Annotated in this window: 4 protein-coding genes; all 4 read left to right on the top strand. The window is 60.0% G+C overall.

The annotated features are described in order from the left end of the window. Positions 1-755, top strand: a 755-nt coding sequence (locus ACH2EH_RS02955; protein WP_395138797.1) for a hypothetical protein, incomplete at its 5' end; no start/stop codon positions are given. After that, positions 755-1,579 carry an ABC transporter permease gene (locus tag ACH2EH_RS02950; protein WP_395138795.1) on the top strand — a complete coding sequence of 275 codons (825 nt, stop codon included), beginning with the start codon at positions 755-757 and terminating at the stop codon, positions 1,577-1,579. The genes ACH2EH_RS02955 and ACH2EH_RS02950, both read left to right, overlap by 1 nt. A 21-nt stretch (positions 1,580-1,600) precedes the next feature. After that, entirely contained in the window at positions 1,601-2,056 is a 456-nt protein-coding gene (locus ACH2EH_RS02945; RefSeq protein ID WP_309697181.1) for an NAD-binding protein, read from the top strand. A 9-nt stretch (positions 2,057-2,065) separates the two neighbouring features. Continuing rightward, a partial coding sequence (locus tag ACH2EH_RS02940; RefSeq protein WP_395138792.1) for an NAD-binding protein occupies positions 2,066-2,298 on the top strand: 233 nt, incomplete at its 3' end.

Raw genomic sequence — 2,298 nt, 5'->3', positions numbered from 1 at the left:
CCGCGATGCAAGCACAGTGGGAGGCGTCGGCAGGGAGCACGTCGCGTACTGTTGGCTGGGTGCTGGCGGTGGTTCTGATCGGCGGTATTTTAGTCGGGGGCGGTCTGGCACTGACTCGTGCATTTAAGAGCGCCAGCACCCAGATGGGCTACGCCACGGGAACCGACGACTACAACAAGGCTGCCGCGCTCTACGCCGCCAAGAGCTACGAGGCAGCGGCGGCAGCTTTTGAGCGCGTCGCACAAAACAAGTCCAACACCGATGAGATTCTGAAGAAAGCCACCGACGGTGGCTGCTGGAGCTACCGTGAGCTCGGCCACGCGGCGCAGAACCGCAACGATCTTGCGGCGGCGCTCCGCTGGTACAAAAAAGCGCTGGATCTCAAGCCCGACGACACACAGGCCAAGGCGGAGTACGATGCGGTCGCCCGTATTCTTGATAGTAGCGCCCCCGGTGGCCCCTCGACTGCTGTCGCGCCCTCGGATCGAACGACGCAGTTTCCCAAGCGCGCCGCACCGGGCACGTCCAGCCTCAAGGCCGCCGACTTTGAGAGTGCCAATGCTCGAAACTCCCAGGAAGCGCAGGGCCTGTTAAGGCAGGCGAACACGGCCTACAGAGAAGGCAATATCAACCGCGCCCTCCAGCTCTGGAGTCAGGTGGTCGGCAAGTCCCCCGGCTCGGCAGCGGCCACCGAGGCACAGGGCTATCTGACGCAGTACGCGCATGACAACAATCCCTTCGCCCAGGGGGGATAATGCTCACCATTGCTAGGCTCACTCTGAAAGAAGCGCTCCGCCGCCGTGCGGGCTGGCTGTCGCTGCTCGTGGCGGTGCTGGTGGTGCTCGGTGGCTTTGTGCCCCTCACCGGACGCTTGCTCCTGCTGCCACGCGAGCAGGCGGACCGGATTTTTATCGGGCTCTATATTTTTTTAGGCACGGATATTTTAAAGTTCTTTGGGGCCGTCTTTGGCATTGCGCTCGCCTCGGGTGCGATCTCCTCAGAAATAGACCGGGGCGTTTTGAGCACGATCTTACCCAAGCCACTCACACGCACGGCGGTCTACGCGGGCAAGTGGTTGGGGATCCTAGGGTTTGTTCTGGGAAGCTTGCTACTCTGGGCACTGGTGTTATTTGCCGTCGCCACGCTCCGCGACCCGGCGCACTCGCACCGCAATCTCTTTGCTGCTCTGCCCTGCCTGGCGCTCTATCCCGTGGTCTTCACGAGCCTGGCGCTGTGTTTTTCGACCTTCACTGCATTCCCTCTCGCCGCCGGGCTCTCGGTGATGGCGGCGGGGATCGGCTGGGCAGAGGGGCTTCTGCGGTTTCTGGAGCGCACGTTTGCGATTCAAGCGCTCGGAATCTTTGCCAGCACCGCGAGCTACGCCATGCCGATTGGCCGGATGGCGCGCTGGACGACCAAGCTGCTGGGGCCGTTTCCCTCACTCGATGGCAAGACCATCACGCTCAGCAGTCCGTTTCCGGGTCAGCAGCCGGTGTCCACTGATTTTGCTTTTATTGCGGGTTATGTCATCCTGGTTTTCCTGGTGGGGGCACTTGTCTTTGGCAGACGGGACTTGTGAAATAGGGTACAATCTAGCGTTATGAAAGTTGTAATTGTTGGCTGTGGCCGCGTGGGATCGACCCTGGCACGGCTTCTTATCGAGCGCCACGATGTCACAGTCGTGGACCGCACCTCGGAGTCGTTTCGGCGGCTGGGCAGTAAGTTTAAGGGACAAAAAATCGTGGGTCCAGGCACGGACATGGATGTCTTAAAGCGTGCTGGGATCGAAGGGGCTGATGCTTTTATCAGTGTCACAGATGGTGATAACCGCAATATTATGGCGGCGCAGATCGCCAAGCGTATCTTCAATGTCCCGCAGGTCTTCACCCGTATCTACGACCCGTCACGGGCGGCAGTCTATGCCGAGATGGGGATTCAGACCCTCTGCACGACCTCGACTTCGGCGGGGCTCTTCTGCGACTTGGTGGAAGGGCGACGGCCCGATGCGTTTATGGCACAGCTTGACAGCTATCTCGATGCCGCTCAGAAAGTGTAGCTCTCCAAAATGTATGTAATTATCATTGGCGGCGGTAATGTGGGCTACTACCTGACAAAAGATCTGGTGGGCGCGGGCCACGAAGTACTTCTTCTAGAAAAAGAGAGAGCACGTGCGCAGCGACTTGCGGAAGATCTCGGTGAGGTGGTGCAGCAGGGCGATGGCTGCGAGACGCGTGTCATGGAGGAGATGGGCTTTGCCCGTGCTGATGTGATCGTGGCCGCGACGGGCGAGGACGAAGA

Origin of the sequence: Armatimonas sp. (genome assembly GCF_043760365.1) — a bacterium.
In the GTDB taxonomy this organism is placed as follows: domain Bacteria; phylum Armatimonadota; class Armatimonadia; order Armatimonadales; family Armatimonadaceae; genus Armatimonas.
The sequence above is the reverse complement of the archived record's forward strand: the minus strand, read 5'-3'. Positions and strand labels throughout refer to the sequence as shown.

Coding starts and splice junctions, on each gene's coding strand:
- ACH2EH_RS02945 (WP_309697181.1), top strand. CDS start 1,601: ATGAAAGTTGTAATTGTTGGCTGTGGCCGCGTGGGATCGACCCTGGCA.
- ACH2EH_RS02950 (WP_395138795.1), top strand. CDS start 755: ATGCTCACCATTGCTAGGCTCACTCTGAAAGAAGCGCTCCGCCGCCGT.